This window comes from Lysobacter sp. SCRH-1R (genome assembly GCF_057747855.1).
Map to the genome: position 1 here is coordinate 2,538,910 of NZ_CM173227.1, position 22,362 is coordinate 2,561,271.

A 22,362-nucleotide genomic window follows, 5' to 3' on the forward strand; every position below is an offset into this window, starting at 1 on the left:
GCGAAGCCCGCACCCGGGATGCGACGAGCGATAAGGCGGCGGTGACGTTGACCCGGGTGCGCTTCGCTTACCCGGGCTACAAATGCCGATTGGCTACTCAAGCGCCGGCGCGGGGATGTCTGGAACCGGATCCATCTCGAAGTGCGGTCCACCAGGACCGCTAGATCGCGGGTTGCAGGTGGGAAGCGGTGGCGGCTGGAGGGGTGGAAAACTGGACGTCGGCAACCGGTCGAGATACTCGTACCACGCCTTCTGATACTCAAGGTGCGTCTTCAGGCACGCTTCCTTCCTCGTCAGCTGACTGCGTCCCGCCAGTGCCCGGAGGTTCCGTTGCGTAGCATCGCGCTTCGATTCCGATCGCGAATGATCGGCCGCGGCGCACGCAGGATCATTACCGGCTCCGATACGAAAGTTCCCTACGTATACGTCAGGGTTGCCAGCACTTCCCCAATCCACGATGCCAGCACCGATACCCAGTTGTTCCCTAGCGGCGTCGAACACTTCGGAAGTGCCCAGCACCTTGCCGGAGCGCTGGTCCACAAGGCGATAGAACGCAGGCACCTGCCACCAGGAGAACCAGTGATACTCGGGCTCGTTAGGCCCTTGAACGCGGGAGACCTCCCGATGAAGCAACGCCGGGAGGAACCAGTAGGGCTCGTACTGCTCGACTCGATAGCAAGTGCTCGGACTCACTTCGATGTGTTTCAGGGTTGCCGAGGCAGCTCGATCCCCCTCGGTCAAACCGATCCATTACCGGAGCCCAGGGAATGAACGAAGCAGGACGAGCAATCAAAGTGAAGTACGCAATCGCGACCGACGGCGCAACCACGCAACATGGCGGTGCTGTAACGGCGGCACACACTGGAACACTGCTTGAGGGACGGAACATCGCACGCGTCGGCGATGAGGTGCATTACCCGGACGGACGCAAGGCGTGGATCGTTACGGGCTCCTGGTACGTCGAGCTTTACGGCCGTCCGATCGCGGTTGTCGGCAGCCGCTTGAGCAACGGCGACTTCATCGTGACCAGCCCGCAGGCACGGGCGGAGCTGATCGAGTTCGAAGGCGCCAAGCCCCTGCTGGCCGAGTATCCGGTGCCGGCATGAGCCTCCAGTACGCGATCGTGGTCGGCGACCCGACCGAAGTTGGCGGAGAGGCCCTGACGGGCATGACCGACCACCGCATCCAATGCCTTGACGGCAATTACAGCTTTCTGGTCTGCATAGGCGACTCGGTCCTTTGCGGCCAGTGCGGCATGACCACCGTCGCCGAGGGATACCCAGGTTTCTTCACCAACAAGCCCGCCGCGTACCACGGCTGCAAGCTGGCGTGCGGGCATCGGATGGTGGCGACGCGGCAGCGTTTGCTGAGGTTTGAGGTGGCAGCCACCGGCAAGACGTTCCTTCCCGCTTCGACGGCGAGCTTTGATTCATCGGCGCCGGGCCGGTTCACTGAGCAGTACCGCGCGGTTGACGAGCGCTCTGGCGCCCCGCTGGCTAACGTTCCCTATCTAATTGAACTGGCCGATGGCAGGACGCTCAGAGGGAAGACAGACGCTCTTGGGTTAACCGCGCGTGTTTCCTCGCATGCACCTGAGCAGGTAAGTGTGACATGGCTTAGTGCATGGAATGATGCAGAAGACAACGATAAACCCGACATTGAGGGATGCTGAACATGCAGCAAGTCAATGCAGTTACGCAAACGACTGAGGGAACGCAACCGACGGATGCACCGGTTAGGGCCATGCGCACCGTCACATACTTCTTTGAGACAGGAACTTGGCCTGATCCCTCCTCCACAGAGATCGGATTGAAGATCCCTTACGAGGTTGCTTTCAATGGAGCTGTGCAACAACGAGTCCGAGGCTGGCCCAAACGCATCGTTGGACGGACCCGATTCTCAATCAAGGTTCCCGAGGGAACAGAAGTCTCGCTCTACCTCAATACCGATTCTTTGGAGGGTGCGAGACAGTGCCCGGTGTACGCGGTCACGCCGCGACGTAACGACGTGTACGTGAAGATCACGGAGCGTCGCGGCATCCATACAGCGCAGCCCGTTGCGACGCTGGACAGATCGGCTACAGATCCACAGTCTGGCGTCATGACGGACTACTACAAAGCCCTTCTGCACGGCGAGATATGGGCCAGGATCTCACGGAAGTACACCGAGCGCGACGCAGACCAGCTGCTTCCAGCAGAATGCGATGAAGGCGTGCGTTCTGCCATCCTTTCCGTGTATCGCGTTCTTGCACAAGCGACGCTTTCCGTTGCCTGCAACAATCCCAGGAACCACAGAATCACCATCACGTTCTCCGACGCAGACAACGCGAGAACGAACATCCGCAACTTCGACAATCTCCGCGACGGACTCACTCGGATACACCCCGTTGGGTTGTTTGCGTTGATCGAAGCCGCCCGAGTAGCGCGGGTGGAAAACCTGAACATAACCTCGTGCTGGCGCCCCCTTCTCGGCTCCATCGCGCACCGTGCAGGCATCGGCTTGGATGTGAATCGGATTGGCGACACCGCCGACAGCATACGTGTCAATCGTGGGGAGCTGATCGGCAAAGGCCCTGACCTACCGTGGGTGAGCGAACGGGAACGCCAGCTTTATCAGGAGAGGACACGAAGCGCGGATGCAAGGCGCAGATGGATCGCGGAGATGGAAGCAAACCGCCCCGCCCTATTCATGACGTTCCGGCAGCAGCTTCAGGATTCCCCGCACATTCAGCAACTGTTCGACCCTTGGTACGTCGACTCAAACACGCGAGATCCCGCTGCCCCAACGCCAAATGAAATGACAGCCGGCACACCCAAGACACACAAGGACCATTTGCATATCACCGTCAACGCGCCGGGAGTGCTGTGATGAGACGCGTAGCAGTTCTACTGGTTTCCTGCGTGCTCGGATGTGCACACCAAAGTCGGGCACTGGACGACAAACCTGACGCGCTCCCAGTGGTCGTCATGGTTGATCCAACCGACGTCCCAGATATTTTCGACTACGCCGCTGTCTTTGGTGTCGAGTTTCCTCCGCCGGGTACGCTCTTGAACGTCTATCACGACGGGAGGTATCTCGGCAAAACCCTAGTGAAAACTGTCTTCGAGCCGCCTGGCGATGATGGGATCGGCGCCACCTTCTCACCGAGCATCGATGTTGCCCCGGGCACCCTGCTCAGCGACCGCGACCTTAATCCCGGCCGCAAGTACAGACAGAGGGCTCCGACACAGGAAGAGCGCGCTGAGATCGTTGCTACAGGGGAATTGTTTGAACACGAGACGGCCCGATTGGCATCGCAGGAGGTTCCGAATCGCGCCGGCGTACTCACGATCGTGACCGATACCTCAGGACAGCACGGCGATGTAGCGGTTTACACCTCTGAAGCCCGCTCGACTGATGCTGGCGGCGAGCCCCGTCTATCGACATATCTAGGGGTATTCATTCGAACGCAATCCGGAGAGTGGAAGGCCGACCACGTTGAAGCAAAATCCAGTTGTGACGGCTGCGAGTCGCAGACCAACAGCTGGTCGCTTGCGGGTTTCGGCGACGTCCGCGCCCCAGGCGAACTGACATTACTGTTCACCCATCTCGCATACGAAGGTTGGGGGTTGTCTGGATTTGAAGTACCCAAGTCCGGAAAGGGCAAGTGGCTCTGGTCGCTTGATTCGCCGGAATGAGGAAAGTCGTAGGTAGCTAACCTTCCCGAAGTCCCGGCCAACGAGGGCCTTCAAATGCTGCCAATGTTCAACACCGGGTGTGCTTCACTTACCCGGGCTACGCTGGCTGCCCGTGCCCCCGGGTGCGCTTCACTTAGACGTTGGCGTTCAATGTGCTTCTCGCGGCGTCCGAAGCGTAAGTCGTGACGCTATTTCCGCTTTCCCTTGGCACGAAAAGCCGCTGCGCTGGCGCTCTTTTCGCCAACCATGGCGTACAGAGCGGTGGCGACGGCCCGGAGAGCGTCGGCATCGGCGCGCTCGGACCTTGGCGGCAATCAGAAACGCGGTGGTGATGACGCTTTTTTCGCCAGCAACGTCGCGGACAGCGCCGACGCCGGCGCAAACCGCGCTTCCACAAACGCGAAAAGCCGCTCGGGAGCGGCTTTTCGGGGCTCACGCGGCGCGCGATGCGCCGCGCGGCATCAGGCCGGCGTCGGCGCTGTGCGTTCGGGGGACGGCGTCTTGCTGAAACGCCCGGACAGTTCGCGCCGCAGCGCTTCCAGTCCCTGATTGCGGCCGGCCACCTTGAGCAGTGCGTAGCCTTCCAGCGCCAGCGACATCACGTCGCTGCCCAGCGCGACCTCAGAGTCATCCGCGCGCTCGGCCAGCTTGCGCAGGCGGTTCAGGCGCGGACGCAGACGGTCGAGCGTTTGCAGATCGACCAGCGCCTCGGCCAGCCCGATGCTGGCCGGCACCACCTGCGGGTTGTCCGTCAGCACGCTGAGGGTCTGCCGGCAGAACTGCTCCGACTTCGGCCCCATGCGGCTGAGGCCTTTGCGCGTGTCGGGGTCCAGCGCGATCAGGCCGGTGAGCGCGGCTTCCAGCGAGGACAGCGCCTGGTCCACGGCGGCCAGCTGTTCATCGGAAAGCGTGAGGGAAATGAGGTTCTGCGACATGGTGCATTCCAAGAGTTCGCCCGAATCGGGCGATTGCATCGTCATCGCCCGACTACTTCCCTCGCCGTCAGCGAAGAACGCGTGGAGGGGTACGGAAATTCCGAGTCGGGGGTGAAAAAGTCGGGTTGAGATGAGCGCAAAGAAAAGGCCCGCCGAAGCGGGCCTTTGATTCGAACGCCGCAGCGGCGCGCAACACCGGGTTACGGCTTGGTGTCCTTCGGCGGGTTGGGATCGTTCCCGTAGCTGTTGCTGCCCTGGATCTTCCCGTCCTTGCCGTGCTCCACGACTTCCACCTTGTCCCGGCGGCCCATGTCGCGAGCCTCGTGCATAGCCGCTTCCTTGGTCGAGTGGATCGAGCTGGCGCGCTCGCCGCCTTCCCTCTGCACCGCCCAGCCGTCCGTGTGCGGAACCACGTGGATGTCCTTCTTGGTCATACCTGCCTCGTTGTCATGCCTACGGACCGTTCGCAGGTCGGTCCCAGGATCGCGCAAGCGTGCTTTGACATGTTGTAACAGGCAGATACCTAGGGCAGGAAGAATCGCGAGAGTTCGGCGCTCGGTTACATCACCCCAGACGCGCTCAACCTAGCCAGGCTGCGCTGCCTATCACGCTCGATGCTACTTTGCGGCGCGCCTCACTTCACGGAGATACTCGACCAGAACATCAACATTAGTACTTGGATTCTCTAGGTCCATTTGACGTCCACGCTTTGCGCGTTGAATTGCCAAGTCCAACCCTTCTCGTAACCGATCAAAAGTCGAAGCGTTACCCTTCTGATAATCCTTAAGCAGAACCTTCAGTTCCCGCAGAACAAGGTCACCTACAGATTTGCTTCCTGTAGCTGCGTAGGGCTTGAAAGTCTCTAACAGGTGCAGAAGAAGCCAATATTCAAAGCAAGGATTTGAAGTTATGGCTTCAAATGGAATGACCTTCCCATTCTTTTTTTGCCTCAGCGAATGGCATCTATCACGCGCCTTCTCGAAGTCAGGATGACTGTCTCGGTCAAAGACGCAGAAAACTCTATCGTATCCATCGGAGGCGGCTAGCTCGTCGACCGCGAAGTCAACGAGCGTTGCGGGACTTGAGCCGCATTCTTCGCCAACGATCTTGACATTGGCACTCGACAGGCGAAGCTCCTTGATGAGCGATCGAAAGTATGAGGGCTCTGTTTTCTGCCCTTCACATACAATCAGCACGACATCATAGGGTTCTCGGTTCGGCGTTGAACGTCGGGTTTCCCTGAAAGATCGAGGACGCCGAAAGCTCATAGATCCGTTCCTGCAGTCAAGAATGGGATCGCTCCATATCGACCTCGCAGATACCCCCCCGCTATGGATGCCTCTTTTCTCGGGCTGAAATCAGTGAGGGGATAGATAGATGTGGCACCCTCGTCCGACTTTTCGGCGAACCAAATTTGGTCGCGGCGAAAAATCTCCAATGACAGAACTGAAGTCGCATGCGTGGCGAACAGCAGCTGAGCGTTCTTAGGATTGGTCACTGGACTATTAAACGAATCAATGATCCATTTCACCATTATTGGGTGAAGACTGTTGTTGAGCTCATCAATAACGAGTACGCGACCATTCTCGAGGACGTCAATAAACGGACCGGCGCAAGCAAAGAGCTTCTTAGTACCTTCCGATTCGTCCTCCATATCTAGCCAGATTTCTTGGCCGTCTTTACCGATGTGCTTAGCCCGCACTCCTTTGCTTGCGTTATCAATAATTCTTTGACGCACATCTTCTGGCAATGCCTTCTCAGCTATTTCGCGGAACATTTCACCTGGCGGCTTCTTGAATACTTCTAAACCATGTATTCCCGTGTCGGCGTTCTTTAGGAGCGAAACGATCCTGTCTTGCGCGATGTCTAGTCGACCAATTGTGTAGTCCTCTGATATCACGCCACTGCCGACTACTAGCCTCAGTGTGTCCCTAAACCAGGAAAAGATCGGCTTAAGAGAGTCGGCATTAAGCTGAATGGCTGTCGATAGAAACAAAGCATTAGGTCGCGTAGCGGCACTCCAATCTTTCTTCTTACCTCTGAGGGAGGCCCCGAATTCCCAGTTCGTTTCGCCACCTTCATCAGACTTTCTATGAAACCAGCGCTGTGCGCGCTTTTCGGGGAATGCGTACAGCCATTCCTCCACGATCGCGTCCCGCGTACATGCGAACCCATACTGAAACTTCACGCCGTCACGAATGAACACGACCTCAAACATGGTTGGACCATGCTGATGCTCATCGAACAAGAACGGGACAACGGGAACATGATCACCCAACTGATTCTTCAGCAGGACGATGTCTTGCATGACGTCCAATCCCCGGAGCAAATTCGATTTACCCGCAGCATTAGCCCCATAGATCACTGCTGATCGAACCAATCGATCAACTCCGGGCGCAATAGGATTGAATACGTGAGTAGCTTCGAGTTCGTCCCCAGAGGTGGCGACGAACGTGAGGGTTTGCCGCTCCCGGATGGACCGGAAGTTAGATACGGAGAATTCGACCAGCACTGTAAGAGACCCCTTGAAACCATTTCGAGGCAACTTTTGCACATTTCCCGCGAAAAGTCGCGTGAAATTGTCTCCATGTGCTGCTAAGCCGTAATTACCACCTACTTCTGCTGCTCTTGGGGCGGCTTGGGCGGCTCTTGGGACGGCTTCCCTGAGGGCGGTTCGACAGAACGCCCTAACACTTCGTAGGCAACCGTAATCAAACAAGCCGACGTAAGTGCCACTTGAGACTCCCCGGTCGCCGACCGGCCCGAAGCGGCTTGGACTCCAGAAGCGAAGAGCCCCGCAAAAGCGGGGCTCGTTCTCACATATTCCGCCGGTACTCCCCGCCAACGTCATAAAGCGCATGGCTAATCTGCCCCAAGCTATGCGTCTTAACCGCCTCCATCAAACTGGCAAACACGTTCCGCCGCTCCCGAGCCGTCGCCTGTAGCGCCTTCAACCCCTCCGGCGCATAGCTATTGCGGTTGCCCTGATACCCGGCGACGTTCTCGATCTGCTGGCCCTTCTCACTTTCGGTGGAGCGGATCAGTTCGATCTCGGTGACGATGTCGCCGCCGTGGTCCTTCGGCAGGAAGGTGTTCACGCCGATCAGCGGCAGGGTGCCGTCGTGCTTCTTGTGCTCGTAGTACAGGCTTTCTTCCTGGATCTTGCCGCGCTGGTACATGGTGTCCATGGCGCCCAGCACGCCGCCGCGTTCGCTGATGGCTTCGAATTCCTTGTAGACGGCTTCCTCGACGATGTCGGTGAGCTTGTCGACGATGAAGCTGCCCTGCCAAGGGTTCTCGTTGAAGTTGAGCCCCAGTTCCTTGTTGATGATCATCTGGATGGCGACGGCACGGCGCACGCTTTCTTCGGTCGGCGTGGTGATGGCTTCGTCGTATGCATTCGTATGCAGGCTGTTGCAGTTGTCGAACAGCGCGTACAGCGCCTGCAGCGTGGTGCGGATGTCGTTGAACTGGATTTCCTGCGCGTGCAGCGAGCGGCCGCTGGTCTGGATGTGGTACTTCATCATCTGGCTACGGGCCGAGGCGCCGTAACGCTCGCGCATGGCGCGCGCCCAGATGCGACGGGCAACGCGGCCGATGACGGTGTATTCCGGGTCCATGCCGTTACTGAAGAAGAACGACAGGTTGGGCGCGAAGTCGTCGATCTTCATGCCGCGCGCGAGGTAGTACTCCACGATCGTGAAGCCGTTGCTGAGCGTGAAAGCCAGCTGGCTGATCGGGTTCGCCCCGGCCTCGGCGATGTGATAACCGCTGATGGACACCGAGTAGAAATTGCGGACATTCTTGTCCACGAAGTACTGCTGGATGTCGCCCATCATGCGCAGGGCGAACTCGGTGCTGAAGATGCAGGTGTTCTGCGCCTGGTCCTCTTTCAGGATGTCGGCCTGCACGGTGCCGCGCACGGTGGCCAACGTCTGCGCCTTGATGTTGGCGTAGGTTTCGGCGTCGATGACCTGGTCGCCGGTCACGCCCAGCAGGCCCAGGCCGAGGCCGTCGTTGCCTTCGGGGAGCATGCCGCTGTATTCGGGGCGCTTCTTGCCTTCGAACAGTTTTTCGATCCTGTCGTGCGCCTCGTTCCAGCGCGCGTCATCGCTTCGCAGGTACTTCTCGACCTGCTGGTCGATGGCGGTGTTCATGAACATCGCCAGGATGATCGGCGCCGGGCCGTTGATGGTCATCGACACCGAGGTGCTCGGCGCGCACAGGTCGAAGCCGGAGTACAGCTTCTTCATGTCGTCCAGCGTGGCGATGTTGACGCCGGAGTTGCCGATCTTGCCGAAGATGTCCGGACGCACGGCGGGGTCTTCGCCGTAGAGCGTGACGCTGTCGAACGCGGTGGACAGGCGCGCGGCCGGCTGGCCGACGGACAGGTAATGGAAGCGGCGGTTGGTGCGCTCCGGCGTGCCTTCGCCGGCGAACATGCGGATGGGGTCCTCGCCGGTGCGGCGGTACGGATACACGCCGCCGGTGTACGGGTAGTAGCCCGGCAGGTTTTCCTTCTGCAGGAAGGTCAGCAGCTCGCCCCAGCTCTTGTAGGTGGGCGCGGCGATCTTCGGGATCTTCTGATGGCTCAGCGATTCGCGGTAGTTCTCGACGCGGATCGTCTTGTCGCGGACCTTGTATTCGTTGACTTCGTCGGTGATCGACTTCAGGCGCGCGGGCCAGTCGCGCAGCAGCTTCAGCGCCTCGGACGTGAGCGACTGCACGGCGTCGCTGTAGCGCTGGCGCAGGGTGAGGAGCGTCTTGTCGCCGCCGCTGGTGAGGGCGTCGCCGGCGTACAGGTCGAGCGCCTTCGGCAGGCTTTCGTCGCCCAGATCGTTCAGCGACTGCCAGTAACTCTGCGCGCGATCGGCGACTTCCGCCTGCGTCTCGATCTTCGCGTTGATGCTGCGGCCCTGCTCGGCGATCTCGGCCAGATACCGCACGCGGGCGCCCGGAATCAGCACGGTGGCGCGCGGCTCCTTCAGCGAGGTGTCGATCTCCGGCGTCCACTTCTCGGCCGGCAGCTGGAGCTTGTCGCGCAGCAGGCGGCAGAGGTTGGCGAACATCCAGCTGATGCCGGGGTCGTTGAACTGCGAGGCGATGGTCGGATAGACCGGCACGTCCTCGTCCTTCGTCTGGAAGGCGACGCGGTTGCGCTTCCACTGCTTGCGCACGTCGCGCAGGGCGTCTTCGGCGCCGCGCTTGTCGAACTTGTTGAGCACCACGAGCTCGGCGAAGTCGAGCATGTCGATCTTCTCCAGCTGGCTCGGCGCGCCGAAGTCGCTGGTCATGACGTACATGGGGAAATCGACGAGGTCGACGATTTCCGAATCACTCTGGCCGATGCCCGCGGTTTCGACGATGACGAGGTCATAGCCCAGGCCCTTGAGGAACCCGATGCAGTCCTTCAGCACGGTGTTGGTGGCGGCGTGCTGGCGGCGCGTGGCCATCGAACGCATGTAGACGCGCTTGCTGCGCAGCGAGTTCATGCGGATGCGGTCGCCCAGCAGCGCGCCACCGGTGCGGCGACGCGTGGGGTCGACGGAGATCACGGCGATGCGCATCTCCGGGAAGGCGGCGAGGAAACGGTTGAGCAGTTCGTCGGTGACCGACGACTTGCCGGCGCCGCCAGTGCCCGTGATGCCGATGACGGGCGTCTTGCCGCCGGCCAGCTGCCACTGCTTGCGCAGGTGCGCGAGCTGGGCGTCGTCGAAGATGCCCTCCTCGATGGCGCTGAGGGTGTGGCCGATGCTGATTTCGTCGTCGATGTCGGCGGTCTTGTCGGGATGCTGCGCGGACTTGCGCGCATCGCCGGCGCGGCGCACGACGTCCTCGATCATCGCCACCAGCCCCATGTGCATGCCGTCGTTGGGGTGGTAGATGCGCTCGACGCCGTAGGCCTGGAGTTCGCGGATCTCTTCCGGGGTGATCGTGCCGCCGCCGCCGCCGAAGACGCGGATGTGGCCGGCACCGCGCTCTTTGAGCATGTCGACCATGTACTTGAAGTACTCGACGTGGCCGCCCTGGTAGGACGACAGCGCGATGCCGTCGGCGTCCTCCTGAAGCGCCGCGCGGACGACGTCTTCCACCGAGCGGTTGTGGCCCAGGTGGATGACCTCCGCCCCCTGCCCCTGGATCAGGCGCCGCATGATGTTGATGGCGGCGTCGTGCCCGTCGAACAGGCTGGCGGCGGTGACGAACCGCAGCGGGCTGGTCTCGGTCTGGGCTTCGGGCAGGTTGCTTGCGGGGGTGCTCATGGACGCTCGAAATACGGAAACGGTCGAATCCGTATTGTAGCCCGAGGGGGATTAGGGGCTTGTTGTGCGGCGCGGGATCGACGGGCGTGGGCTTTGGCCTTTGCAGCCCGGGGAAGCGCCAGCGCACCCGGGAGCCGCCGGCCGCCTCCCCGGGTGCGCTTCGCTTACCCGGGCTACAGGAGCTCGTCATCCCGGGGAAGGCCGGGGGCCAGGCTGTCACGCGTTCATACCAACCACCGCAGCAACCGACCCGTTCGGCAAAGTCGAGCTTCCTTTCTGGCTACACTCGCCCTCCCACCTCGCGAGCCGCCATGAACCAGGACGCCGCCCTGCTCGACCTTCGCCGGCGCGCACACGACGGGGCGCCGCAGGCGTTGTACCAGCTCGCTTCGGCGCTGGTCGCGCGACACGAGCTGGACGAGGCGTTCACCCTGCATCGACGCGCGGCGGAAGCGGGGCTGGCGAATGCGCAGATCGAATACGCGCGCATGCTGATGTACGGCGTGGGCTGCGATGCCGAACCGGTGCGCGCCGCCGAATGGCTGCTGCGCGCGGAAGCATCGGGCAGCCCGATCGCGTCCTATTTCCTTGCCTTGATGTCGCTCGGCGGGCGCACGCTGCCGCGCGATGGACGCATCAACGAGCGCGTGCTTCGCGCGGTGCGCGCCGACTATCCGCCCGCGCTGCGTGCGGCGGCGGTGCATTTCGGCCGCAAGGCGCATCCGGCCGACCAGCTGCGCTGCCTGCAATTGCTGGAACGTGCGACGTCGCTGGGCGACGTGATCGCGGCCAGGCTGTTCCTCGAACGCCTCGCGCGCGGCGAAGGCGACAAGCCACAACCCGACGCCGCGCACGAACTGCGCGTGCAGCTGCGCGCGCGAGGCATCAAGGCGCTGCCCGACATCGCGGTGCCGGAGTACGCACCGAACGTCTCCGCGCCCGGCGTGCTGTCGATGGAAGACGTGCTGGAGCCGGTCGCGCTGGAATCGCGCGCCACGCGCCCGCGCGTTTCCACCGTGGACGGCCTGCTCAGTGCGGAGGAATGCCGGCTGCTGATCGCAAACGCCGAAGTGCACCTGCAACGCTCGCGCACGGTCGATCCGGAAACGGGATTGCCGATGGAGCAGGAAATCCGCACCAGCAGCGATGCGGCGTTCGACGCGATCCTCGAGGATCTCGCGCTGCGCGCCGTGCAACTGCGCATGGCGAGCGCGGCCGGCGTGCCGCTGGATCACGCCGAACATCTCGTCGTGCTGCGCTACGAACCCGGCCAGGAATACCGCCCGCATCGCGATTACCGGCCGCCGAGTTCGATCGAGCGCGACCGTCCGCAGGCCGGCAATCGCCTGCGCACGATCTGCGTGTACCTCAACGACGTCGAAGCCGGCGGGCAGACCGAATTCCCGATCGCCGCGTTGAAGGTGGAACCGCGGCCGGGACGCGCGGTGGTGTTCGACAACCTGCACGCGGACGGCACGCCGGATGCGGATTCGCTGCACGCGGGGCTTCCGGTCGAACGCGGCGAGAAGTGGCTGGCCACGCTGTGGCTGCGCCAGGCGCCGTACCGCGACTTCTGAACGATGGCTGCTGAATGGGCGGCGCCCGGCAAGCCGTCCGTCGGCATGCCTGTCCCACTTCGCCGATTGGATTAGACTGTCGCGCCTGCGGCGGGGTCATGACCCAAAGTCGCAGAGGCGATTCCATTTCGATTCAACGACTTACCCATCACAGTTGGCGTAAAGCGCGATGCGCAACTCCTCGCGCCAACGCGGAGCACCCGATGATTTTCGAAACCCTGGACACCTTCGGCCACGAGCAGGTCGTGTTTTGCCACAACAAGGACGCGGGCCTGAAGGCCATCATCGCGATCCATAACACCGTGCTCGGTCCGGCCCTCGGCGGTACGCGCATGTGGCCGTACAAGACCGAGCAGGATGCGCTCAACGACGTGCTCCGCCTGTCGCGCGGCATGACCTACAAGAACGCGGTCGCCGGCCTGAACATCGGCGGCGGCAAGGCGGTGATCATCGGCGATCCGGCCGCCGACAAGTCCGAGGCGCTGTTCCGCGCGTTCGGCCAGTTCGTCGAATCGCTGGGCGGCCGTTACATCACGGCCGAAGACGTGGGCATCGACGTCAACGACATGGAATACGTGTACCGCGAGACCGAGTACGTCACCGGCGTGCACCAGGTCCACGGCGGTTCGGGCGATCCGTCGCCGTTCACCGCGTACGGCACGCTGCAGGGCCTGATGGCCACGCTGAACAAGCGTTTCGGCGACGAGGAAGTCGGCAAGTACTCCTACGCCGTGCAGGGCCTGGGCCATGTCGGCATGGAGTTCGTGAAGCTGCTCAAGGAGCGCGGCGCGAAGATCTTCGTCACCGACATCAACAAGGGCCTGGTCGACAAGGCCGTGTCCGAGTACGGCGCCGAGGCCGTGGGCCTGGACGAGATCTACGACGTCCCGGCCGACGTGTACTCGCCGTGCGCGCTGGGCGGCACCGTCAACGAGAACACCCTGCCGCGTCTGAAGGCGAAGGTGATCTGCGGCGCGGCCAACAACCAGCTGGCCAACAACGCCATCGGCGACGAAGTGACCAAGCGCGGCATCCTGTACGCGCCGGACTACGCGGTGAACGCGGGCGGCGTGATGAACGTGGCGCTGGAACTCGACGGCTACAACCGCGAGCGCGCGATGCGCATGATGCGCACGATCTACCACAACCTCGCGCGCATCTTCGAGATCGCCGAGCGCGACGCGATCCCGACCTACCGCGCGGCCGATCGTCTGGCCGAAGAGCGCATCACGGCGATCGGCAAGCTGAAGCTGCCGCTGGGTCGTTCGGCGCCGCGGTTCCAGGGTCGCATTCGCGGCGGGCACTGATTTTCCAGTCGAGACTGGAAAATCCCCAAAGTTTGCATTCGCAAACTTCGGGCCCCAGCAGTCTGCCTCCAAATCCCTGCCGCTGCCGCGGCGCCCCCTTTACCAAAGGGGGCTATCGCTTCCGACGGGGTGCAGGAGCCGCATCGCAATGCTTCGAGAAACGCCCGGCTTGTCCGGGCGTTTTCTTTTGTGCGGCGATTGTGCGGTGCATTCTTTCGGCCATTTCACCGGGTCGTACCGTCTCCCGTCGTCATTCCGGCGGAAGCCGGGACCCAGGCTCGTTGCGTCGCGGGTCGCGCATGTCGCTGACGTCTTGCCGTGACGGCCTGAATCCCGGCTTTCGCCTGGATGAGGACCGATTGCGACCCACGGCCTTTTTCAGGCAATTCCGAAAGACGCCGCATTGCGCTCGGCGCACAGTGGCACTCCCCACACTGGAGTGCTCCCATGCGCCTCGCCAAGCCCCTCGCCGCGCTTTGCTTCGCCGCCGCATTCGCGGCCCATGCCGGCGACGGCCGCATCGATTACGACCACCAGGAAAAATGGCAGGCCGCGCACGACATGTCGCAGTCGCCCATCGACATCGTCACGCACGACGCCATCGACGCGCAGGCCGACGAACCGCAAACGCTGGTGTTCACGCATACGCGCGCGCCGATGGAGGCGGTCGACAACGGCCACGCGGTGGAAGTGGAAACCCATTCCACCGACGCCACCATCCGCGGTCGGCACTTCACGCTGACCCAGTTCCATTTCCACGCCGCCAGCGAACACACCATCGACGGCAGGCATTACCCGCTGGAAGGCCATTACGTCTTCAAGGCGCAGGACGGGCGCCTGGCCGTCGTCGGCGTGATGTACGAGGTGGGCAGGCCGAACGCACAGGCGCAGGCCGTGCTGGACAGCCTGGCGCACAGGAAGAACGCGCCGCACGAGGTCGACATCGACGCGCTGCTGCCGAAGCCGCGTGGCTACTACCATTACCTGGGCTCGCTGACCACGCCGCCGCTGACCGAGAACGTGGAGTGGTACGTGCTGCCCGCGCCGGTGACGATGTCGCAAAAGCAGATGGATGCGTTCCTGGCGCATTACCGCCACAACAACCGCAACGTGCAGCCGCGCAACGGCCGGCCGGTGGTGCATTTCCGGGGCTGATCGCCGCTTCCAACGCGCGTCGTGGCGCCCCGCACCGTTGCGTACGGTTGCGGGGCAGCCGGTTTTTATTGCACCGCACGACGACCGTTTCACCGCGCACCACTAGAATTGGCGTATCTCGCGCGGGCTGCGACCGCGCCACCCTTTCGAACTCAAGGATTCCCATGCGCCCTTTCCCTCTCGGTGACGAAATCGATGCCCTGCGCGACGCCGTGCGACGTTTCGCCGAGGCCGAGATCGCACCGCGCGCGGCGCAGATCGACGAGGAGAACTGGTTCCCGCAGGACCTGTGGCCGAAGCTCGGCGAGATGGGCCTGCTCGGCATGACCGTTCCGGGCGAGTACGGCGGCAGCGAGATGGGCTACCTCGCGCATCTGGTCGCGATGGAGGAGATCTCGCGCGCGTCCGGTTCCGTCGGCCTGAGCTACGGCGCGCATTCGAACCTGTGCGTCAGCAACCTGTACGCGAACGGCAACGAAGCGCAGCGGCGGAAATACCTGCCGAAGCTGTGCAGCGGCGAATGGAAGGGCGCGCTGGCGATGAGCGAACCGGGCGCGGGTTCGGACGTGGTCGGCTCGATGAGTTGCCGCGCCGAACTTCACGACGGCGTGTGGATCGCCAACGGCAACAAGATGTGGATCACCAACGGCCCCGAGGCCGACGTGCTGATCGTCTACATGCGCACCGCCGGCAAGGACGCGGGCAGCCAGTGCATGACCGCCTTCATCGTCGAGAAAGGCATGAAGGGGTTCTCCACCGCGCAGAAGCTCGACAAGCTCGGCATGCGCGGTTCGAACACCTGCGAGCTGGTGTTCGACAACTGCGAGATTCCCGCCGAAAACGTGCTGGGCGAAGTGAACCGCGGCGTGAAGGTGCTGATGCGCGGCCTCAACACCGAGCGCCTGGTGCTGACCGGCGGGCCGATCGGCCTGATGCAGGCGGCGCTCGACATCGCCCTGCCCTACGTGCGCGAACGCAAGCAGTTCAACGCGGCCATCGGCACGTTCGGGCTGATGCAGGGCAAGATCGCAGACATGTACACCGCGCTGCAGTCCAGCCGTGCGTTCGCCTACCAGGTGGCGCGCGATTTCGATGCCGGCCACAGCAGCCGCGTCGATGCCGCATCGTGCCTCCTGCATGCCTCCGAAGCGGCGGTGCAGGTCGCGCTGGAAGGCATCCAGGCGCTGGGCGGCAACGGCTACATCAACGAATTCCCGACCGGCCGCATCCTGCGCGACGCGAAGCTCTATGCGATCGGCGCGGGCACGAACGAAATCCGCCGGATGCTGATCGGGCGCGAGTTGTTCGAAGAGCGGCACTGAGCCGCAACGTCTTTACTGTCGCAACGAAACGGCCGCCGGACGACGGCCGTTTCGCTTTGCGCGGTCAGAACGCCGTGATCCATGTCGCCATCGCGCCGGTCCACTGCTCGCCGTCGCCGTAGCGGCTGTCGAGATCGAATCGCACCGTGCCGCGCGCGCCGAAGCCGGCTTCCAGTCCGAGGCCGAACAGGCCCACATCGCGATCCAACCCGTCGGCGACGATCGGCGCCCACGCATCCATGCCGGTGAAACGCGCCTGGATCGAGGCGTCGGATTGCGATAGCAGGCGCTGCCACTCGAGCCGGCCACTGAGCGTCCAGCGGTTGGTGCGCGTTCCCCACGCATGGCTCCAGCGCGCGCCCGCCAGCGCCTGCAACGCGGACATCGAGGCATCGTCCGATGTCAGGCCGAAGCCCGACGCGCCTTCCTCGCTGAAACCTTCGCGCGCCAGCTGCAAGGCCTGCACGCCGAGGTAGGGCGTGATCACGCTTGCGCCGAACGGGATGCGTCGTCCGGACTGCAACGCGAGTGCGCCGTAACGGTGCGCGTAATCGCTGGACACGCGATACGACGCATCGCCCAGCCACACTTCGCGCTGCAACCAGCGCTGCATGTGGCCGAACGCGGCCGAACCGAGCAGGTAACCGCCCTCGCCCAGCGTCCACGAGGCGTACACCTGCGCGTCGACCTGGCGGTTGCGTTCGCGATCGAACCGCTGCGAATGCCAGGCGTCGCCGTCGGTCTGCGCGAGCGACGCGCCAATGGTCATGCCGTCGCGACCGGGCTGGTCGAAGCCGAGCGTCCAGCCATGGGTGTTCACGTCGAAGGAGGACCAGCCACGCATGCCATCCATGCGATGCGACCACGCACCGGGCTCCGCGCCTGAATCCAGTGCATCCAGACGCGATTCGAGCGCTTGGTGGTTCCCGTCGATGGCCATCATCGCAAATGCGGTGTCCATGTCGTGGAGCTCGCCGGAAAGGCTGGACAGCGAGCGGTCCAGCTGCGCCACCGACCTGACCGACTGGAATGCAGCCGCGCCCTCAAGCGTTGCCGCGGCTACGGCTTCACCGTCGGCGAGTTCGCGATCCAGCGCGCCGAGCGCGTCGTCGATGCGTTGCGCGCTGCCCAGCGCCGTCGCTTCCAGCCCCGTCGCGGTTGCTACGCTGGTCGTCTGCGCGCGGATCACGTCGAGCCAGACCGTGGTGGCGTTCTGCCCGATGTTCGCCTCGATCAGCAGATTGCCGGCATAGGGGTACGCGCTGCTGAAGGCGCCCGTGATGCCGCCATCGGCGATGAGCACCGTGCTTCGTCCGGGTGCGACGTAGCCTTCCTTGTATCCGGCCAGCAGGATGGGGCCCTGGATCGTCGCGGTGCCGGCGAAGTGCGCCGGCGGCTCGCCCAGTATGTAGACCAGCGCACCCCCGCTTTCCTGCGTGTAGTTGCCCTCGAACGAAACCGTATTGCCATAGTCCATGTACTGGAAGAAGGAGCGGTTGCGGATATCGCCCTGGATGACGGTCGGAGGGTTGAAGGTGGTCGGGGTGACATAGAGCCAGCCGTTATCGATGTTCAGATCGCCCGCGATCGTGCCCCCCATGATCTGCACCGAGCCCCCGCTCTCGATCGTGATGGAGGAGGACTTCAGCGATTTTTCCACCGTGAGCGCCGCGGCAACCACACGCGTGGGACCTTCATAGGTCATTTCACCGAACAGATCCAGATGCGCGTGGTTTCCTGAAACGCCTCCACGGACGGTGAGGCCGCCCGGCCCGGAAATGGGATTGGCGAAACTGTAGTAATCGGTCGTCGCCATCTGGACCAGCCAGTCTTCCTCGAATCGAGTCGGTCCGGCCACAGCCTTGGCGACATCCAGCAGGCCCCAGCCAAAGACCGGATCGACGCCACGGTCTCCCAGGTCCTTCGCGGTCGTCAGCAGGACCTGCTGCACCTGTTCCTCGGTAAAGCCGGGGAAGCGCTCCCACACCAGCGCCGCCGCACCGGCCACCTGCGCCGCGGCGTAATCAGTGCCGCGTACGGTGCGCAGCCTGGTCGTCTCGGCGGTATGACCCTCGGCAGGCACCATGACGTCGCCTGGCGCCGTCATGCAGTACGCCATCGTCGCACCGCATGCGTTCGAATAGGTCGCCAGTTGCGAAGGAGCGGTTGAGTCGACCGCCGCCACGTTGATCCAGTGCTTTTGCAGCGCAGCAGGATCGAGCCCGAGGTCCGGTCGGGCAGCCAGCTGCGGCAACGATGCGAACTGCGACGGCTCCGCCTTCTGGTCGTCGCCGGTCGGAGCGACGATCAGATGCTGGTCGAGGACATCAAACGAAGCGACCAGGTCCGTGGATGTCCGCGGATCGGACCAGTGGAGCCGGCTGCCGGAGATATCGACGATGCGCCCTTTGTCGGCGCTCCATGCCATGGCCTGGCGCCATGCATCGTTCACGGCGAACGACTGTCGCGCGTCCTGATCGGTAAGTGCGTCCTCGTACGTGCGTACCGAGTACAGGTCGGCGCGGGGCGCGATGCCGCGCGGCCATCCGCCAACCGGGCTGCCCGCGGCAATCTGCGCGACCGAGGTGCCGTGGCCGATCGCATCATCGACGCTCAGGTCGTTGCGTGCGGCATCCACCGCCACCATCGAATCCTTCACCCGCCCGGCCAGCGCAAGGTCGTTGCGTTTCAACCCGGAATCGAAGAACACGATCCCCTGCCCGGCTCCGGTGAGTCCCGCCCGCTGCGCGTCGTACGTGTTCGTCAAGTACAGATGCGCGTCGATCGCATTGGGCGCGGGTGCGACCGGAGGCGTCGTGGGCGTTGTGGGGTCGGTCGGCGTGACCGGATCGGGCGCATTCGGCGCCGGAGGCGGATCGCTGCGCACGTTCCCGCCACCGCCACCACCCCCACACCCCACCAGTCCCATGATGCAAAGTCCCAGCATCACGCCGCGCGCCAGCGGCGCGCGATTCGGCACACGTTCCATGTCTTCTCCCCTGCGGACGGAGCCGCCCCCCGGCGACCTCCGCGCACGCTCGCGCTAGTGAATCACGACGGCCTCGCCTTTGCGAGGCGTGGCCGCGCGAATCAGAACGCCGTCGTCCAGTTGACCATCGCCTGCGTCCAGGTTTCGCCCTGATCGCGGCGGGCGTCGAGGTCCAGGCTTAGGCGGCTGTTGTGGCGCAACCACGTGCCGATGCCGAAACCCAGTACACCGACGTCGCGGTCCAGCGTGCCGCCGAGGATCGGCGACCACACGTCCAGCGCGGTGAAGCGCGCCTGGATGTCGCCGCCGGACTGCGAGAGCAAACGCTGCCATTCCGCACGCGCCTGCAAGTCCCACTGGGCCGAGCCGAGGCTCCACTGCGTCGCGTAACGCGCGCCGAGCAGCGCCTGGCTGACGCGCATGGACGACGCGTCCGAGCTCAGGCCGAAGCCGACCGCACCCGCTTCGCTGAAGCCATCGCGTTCGAGCTGGAGGTTCTGCACGCCGACATACGGCGTGATGCGCCCCTCGCCCACGCGCATCGGCAAGCCGGCCTGCATGCCGAGGCTCGCGTAACGCTGCGCGTAATCGGTACCGACGCGGAATGCATCCACGCCGAGCAGCACGTCGCGGCGGGTCCAGCGCTGCATCCGTCCGACGGCGAGGCTGCCGAGCAGGTAGCCCTGACCGAGGTCGTAGCTCGCGTAGAACTGCGCTTCGAGCTGGCGATTGTGTTCGCGATCGAAGCGTTGTTCATGATGCGCGTAGCCTTCGGTCTGCGCGAGCGCGGCGCCGAGGGTGAGCGCGCCGAAGCGATGGTCCTGTCCGGCCATCCAGCCGTCGGCCTGCATGTCGAAACGCGCGAGCGCACGCTGCGAATCCAGGTTGTCGAACCACGCGCCGCCGGCCGGCGCGTCCTGCAACGCATCGATGCGCGATTCCAATGCGCGACGGTTGCCTTCGATCGCCATCATCGCGAACGCCGCGTCCGCCACGTGCAGTTCGCCCGAAAGGCTCGACAGCGAACGTTCGGCCGCGGCGGCATCGGGCGTGCCCTGGAAGGCGGTCGCACCGGCGAGGACGCTGGCATCGGCACCCGCGCCGCTTTCGAGGCCGGCGTCGATCTGGTCCATCGCGCCTTCCATGCGCTCCGCGCTGGACAGCGAGGTCGCGGTCAGGCCCATCGACGTGGCGGTCGTGGCGACGTCGGCGCGCGAGAGCAGCAACGACACGTCGGTGGCGGCGTACTCGACCGAACCGGTGACGAACGGCGACCACGTCACGGTCGCGAAGGTACCGCTGACCGTGCCCGCTTCGAGGAAGGTCTCGCGCGTGGGCGAGGTGATGCTGGGCGTCGCGATGACGTAGTTCGGCGCGCGGCCGGTCAGTCGCAGTTCGCCGCCGAGCGTCGCCGTACCCGATACATCCAGGTGCGCGCCGATCTGCAGTTCCATCGCGCCGCCGGCATTGTTGCGGAACGACGACATCGTGTACGTCGCGCCCTGCGACGTGGCGCCGCCAAGGAATTCGATCGTGCCGGTGTTGTCGAGCGAGCCGACGTTCGCCGCCACCGGATTGCCCTGCAGGCCGGCGCTAAGCCGCAGCCGTCCGCCAGACAGCACGGTGGCGCCGCCGGGCATCGCGCGCTGCACTTCGAGCGTGCCCTGCTCGACGGTGGTGCGGCCGGTGTAGGTGTTCGCGCCGGTGAGCGCGAGCGTGCCGGAGCCCAGCTTGCGCAGGCCACCGCTGCCGGCGATGTCGTTGCTCCATGGGCGGCTGGTGCCGGAGACGTTGGCCGTGGTCACGCCCCAGTCGAAACGCCCGGGGCCGTTGATGGCCCGCGCCACGTTGAGCAGGCCGTAGCCGAAGGTGATGTCCACGCCCGGCGTGCCGAGGTCGGTCGCCGTGCCCAGCAGCGTCTGCCGCACCAGGTCGTTGCTGAAGTACGGGAAGGCCTGCCACACCAGCGCCGCCGCACCCGACACCTGCGGCGCGGCATACGAGGTGCCCGAGCCGCGCCAGTACGTCGGCGCGGTCGGACCGTCGTCGGTGCCGGTGAACACCGCCGTTCCCGGCGCGGCCATGCAGTAGCGCAGCGCCACGCCGCAGGCGTTCGCGTAGACGACGCCGTCGGAGTCGACGTCGAGCTGCTGCACGTTGTTCGGATTGACCGCCGTCACCGCGAGCCAGCCGCGCTCCAGGTCCGCCGCCGGCAGCGTGCCGTTCGGGCCGGGCTGGCTCGGCAGCGCGCCCATGCTGTCGGGGTTGGGCCTGCCGTCGTTGCCGGTGGCGAACACCACCAGGCCGTTGTTGCTGAGGATGAAGGGACGGTATTCGTCGGCGATGGGATTGGTCGCGGCCGGGTCGGTCCAGTACAGGCCGCCCCACGAGTTGTTCATGATGCGCACGCCGCTGCTGATCAACTGCTGGTGGATCTGGCGCAGGCCGAGTTCGCCGGTGACCTCGTTGCCCTGCCCGCTGCCGTCGTCGACCGGGTCCTCGTCGGCCAGGATGCGCGCCGAGACGATCTGCGCGCCCGGCGCGATGCCGCCCGGCCACGCGCCGAACGGCGTGCCCGCGGCGAGCTGCGCGACGCTCGTGCCATGGCCGAGCACGTCGTCCACCTGCAGGTTGTTGGGCGGCGACGGCACGTAGTTGAAGTTGGCGACCACACGCGGCGCCAGCGCCGGGTGGTCGCGCATCACGCCGCTGTCGACGATGCCGATGCGCAGGCCGGTGCCGGTGATGCCGGCCTGGTGCGCGACGGCGGTGTTGGTCAGCGCGATGTGTTGGCTGTAAGCCGGATTGGGCGTACTGACGACCGGGGTCGTCGGCGTGCTCGGTGGAGGCGTCGGCTCGGCCGGCGGTGGCGCGAAGAGCGGAGGTTCGTCGCGGACGTTGCCTCCGCCCCCGCCTCCGCCGCACGCGGCCAGTCCGATCAGCCCCGAGCACAGCAGCACGCTGCGCATCGCCGTCACAAGTCCCTTTTGCCTGCAATGCATGTGATTCCCCCGAAAAGATCGCGTCGCTCCCCAGCGGCGCGCACCGAGTATTGACCCAAGCCGGATCGTCCACAATCGGCATGAACGATTGGGTGACGAAATCCACATCGCACGCACGTCGCAACCACATCGGTGAAC

The 22,362-nt window shown here is 64.1% G+C and carries 15 protein-coding genes; 8 read left to right on the forward strand and 7 right to left on the reverse strand.

The genetic code is table 11. The annotated features are described in order from the left end of the window. Nucleotides 1-767: 767 nt before the first annotated feature. The 4 genes from AC3ANK_RS11520 (at nucleotide 768) to AC3ANK_RS11535 (ending at nucleotide 3,677) form a co-directional block, all read left to right on the forward strand. On the forward strand, nucleotides 768-1,106 hold the full coding sequence (locus AC3ANK_RS11520) for a PAAR domain-containing protein (protein WP_484171227.1): 339 nt from the start codon (nucleotides 768-770) through the stop codon (nucleotides 1,104-1,106). After that, entirely contained in the window at nucleotides 1,103-1,672 is a 570-nt protein-coding gene (locus tag AC3ANK_RS11525; protein ID WP_484171228.1) for a PAAR domain-containing protein, read from the forward strand. The genes AC3ANK_RS11520 and AC3ANK_RS11525 overlap by 4 nt, the downstream gene beginning before the upstream one ends. A gap of 2 nt (nucleotides 1,673-1,674) precedes the next feature. Further along, a complete protein-coding gene (locus tag AC3ANK_RS11530) occupies nucleotides 1,675-2,868 on the forward strand; it encodes a hypothetical protein (protein WP_484171229.1) in 1,194 nt (397 codons plus the stop codon). 98 nt (nucleotides 2,869-2,966) lie between these two features. Continuing rightward, entirely contained in the window at nucleotides 2,967-3,677 is a 711-nt protein-coding gene (locus AC3ANK_RS11535; protein WP_484171230.1) for a hypothetical protein, read from the forward strand. 461 nt (nucleotides 3,678-4,138) lie between these two features. Here the strand turns inward: AC3ANK_RS11535 and AC3ANK_RS11540 are convergent, their stop codons facing one another. From AC3ANK_RS11540 to AC3ANK_RS11560, 5 genes are all read right to left on the reverse strand, one after another. Further along, on the reverse strand, nucleotides 4,139-4,612 hold the full coding sequence (locus AC3ANK_RS11540; RefSeq protein ID WP_484171231.1) for a hypothetical protein: 474 nt from the start codon (nucleotides 4,610-4,612) through the stop codon (nucleotides 4,139-4,141). 200 nt (nucleotides 4,613-4,812) lie between these two features. Next, nucleotides 4,813-5,046 carry a DUF2188 domain-containing protein gene (locus AC3ANK_RS11545; RefSeq protein WP_484171232.1) on the reverse strand — a complete coding sequence of 78 codons (234 nt, stop codon included), beginning with the start codon at nucleotides 5,044-5,046 and terminating at the stop codon, nucleotides 4,813-4,815. 183 nt (nucleotides 5,047-5,229) lie between these two features. Beyond that, nucleotides 5,230-5,880 (reverse strand): RloB family protein, encoded by a 651-nt coding sequence (locus AC3ANK_RS11550; protein WP_484171233.1) that lies wholly within the window; start codon nucleotides 5,878-5,880, stop codon nucleotides 5,230-5,232. Further along, nucleotides 5,877-6,920 carry an AAA family ATPase gene (locus AC3ANK_RS11555; protein ID WP_484171234.1) on the reverse strand — a complete coding sequence of 348 codons (1,044 nt, stop codon included), beginning with the start codon at nucleotides 6,918-6,920 and terminating at the stop codon, nucleotides 5,877-5,879. Before AC3ANK_RS11555 ends, AC3ANK_RS11550 begins: the two co-directional genes overlap by 4 nt. Before the next feature lie 508 nt (nucleotides 6,921-7,428). Then, the gene (locus AC3ANK_RS11560; RefSeq protein ID WP_484171235.1) at nucleotides 7,429-10,872 is read right to left on the reverse strand and encodes a methylmalonyl-CoA mutase family protein; all 3,444 of its coding nucleotides are present in this window, start codon (nucleotides 10,870-10,872) and stop codon (nucleotides 7,429-7,431) included. A gap of 311 nt (nucleotides 10,873-11,183) precedes the next feature. Between AC3ANK_RS11560 and AC3ANK_RS11565 the strand changes: the two genes are divergently transcribed. The 4 genes from AC3ANK_RS11565 to AC3ANK_RS11580 all read left to right on the forward strand — a co-directional run bounded on the left by AC3ANK_RS11565 (nucleotide 11,184) and on the right by AC3ANK_RS11580 (nucleotide 16,233). Beyond that, entirely contained in the window at nucleotides 11,184-12,449 is a 1,266-nt protein-coding gene (locus tag AC3ANK_RS11565) for a 2OG-Fe(II) oxygenase (RefSeq protein ID WP_484171236.1), read from the forward strand. A gap of 203 nt (nucleotides 12,450-12,652) precedes the next feature. Then, on the forward strand, nucleotides 12,653-13,756 hold the full coding sequence (locus AC3ANK_RS11570) for a Glu/Leu/Phe/Val dehydrogenase dimerization domain-containing protein (RefSeq protein WP_484171237.1): 1,104 nt from the start codon (nucleotides 12,653-12,655) through the stop codon (nucleotides 13,754-13,756). 447 nt (nucleotides 13,757-14,203) lie between these two features. Continuing rightward, nucleotides 14,204-14,911, forward strand: a complete 708-nt coding sequence (locus AC3ANK_RS11575) for a carbonic anhydrase family protein (RefSeq protein WP_484171238.1) — start codon at nucleotides 14,204-14,206, stop codon at nucleotides 14,909-14,911. Nucleotides 14,912-15,075: 164 nt separating this feature from the next. Then, complete coding sequence (locus tag AC3ANK_RS11580) at nucleotides 15,076-16,233, forward strand: isovaleryl-CoA dehydrogenase (RefSeq protein ID WP_484171239.1); 1,158 nt, start codon at nucleotides 15,076-15,078, stop codon at nucleotides 16,231-16,233. A gap of 64 nt (nucleotides 16,234-16,297) precedes the next feature. Here the strand turns inward: AC3ANK_RS11580 and AC3ANK_RS11585 are convergent, their stop codons facing one another. Continuing rightward, nucleotides 16,298-19,222, reverse strand: a complete 2,925-nt coding sequence (locus AC3ANK_RS11585; protein WP_484171240.1) for an autotransporter domain-containing protein — start codon at nucleotides 19,220-19,222, stop codon at nucleotides 16,298-16,300. A 101-nt stretch (nucleotides 19,223-19,323) separates the two neighbouring features. Beyond that, entirely contained in the window at nucleotides 19,324-22,191 is a 2,868-nt protein-coding gene (locus tag AC3ANK_RS11590) for a S8 family serine peptidase (protein WP_484171241.1), read from the reverse strand. Between the last annotated feature and the right edge of the window lie 171 nt (nucleotides 22,192-22,362).